This is a genomic window from Arthrobacter sp. B2a2-09 (genome assembly GCF_027587375.1).
GTDB lineage: Bacteria > Actinomycetota > Actinomycetes > Actinomycetales > Micrococcaceae > Arthrobacter.
Genome location: NZ_JAMXIC010000090.1, coordinates 1 through 494 on the forward strand (window position 1 = coordinate 1; position 494 = coordinate 494).

General features: G+C 60.3%; 1 protein-coding gene. It reads right to left on the reverse strand.

Annotation, left to right across the window (positions count from 1 at the left end; translation table 11 throughout):
- Nucleotides 1-494 (reverse strand): hypothetical protein (locus NFJ07_RS25655; protein ID WP_269998927.1); only part of this gene is annotated, 494 nt, incomplete at both ends.

The following is a 494-nucleotide window of genomic DNA, read 5'->3' on the forward strand; positions in this document are numbered from 1 at the left end:
CCAGCGCTTCGTCAACGGCAGCCTGATCGTTGGCTGGTGCGTTGTCCGGGAGGTCATCTGCGGTGATGCCTTCCAGCGCAGCGGCGTCGGTGTCCGGCAGGTCCAGCACCGAGTCACCGAGGATGTCGAAGATCGGCGAGCCTTGGAAGTTCTTGGCTGCCTTGATCTTGTTCTGGATCACGTTCTTCGACTTGGCCGGGTAGATTTCCTTCTTGGTCTTCTCGTCCACCTTGGCATCATACATGCCTTCGATGAACAGCGAGTCCCACATTTCCTGCGACGGCACCGCCCACAGGAAGCAGCGGAACGAGCTGTACAGCTTCGGCGCCGGGATAACAGTGGTCTCGTCGGTGGCCGGGTTGGTGAACTGCGGCGCGCTGAACACGTAGCCTGCGGCCTTCTGTTTCAGGCTGGCGTACACGCGGTCGCCTTCCTTCTTCGGAACGCTGTGTTCGATCTTCGACAGGAAGTGCTTGCCGAGGAACTGCGCCATG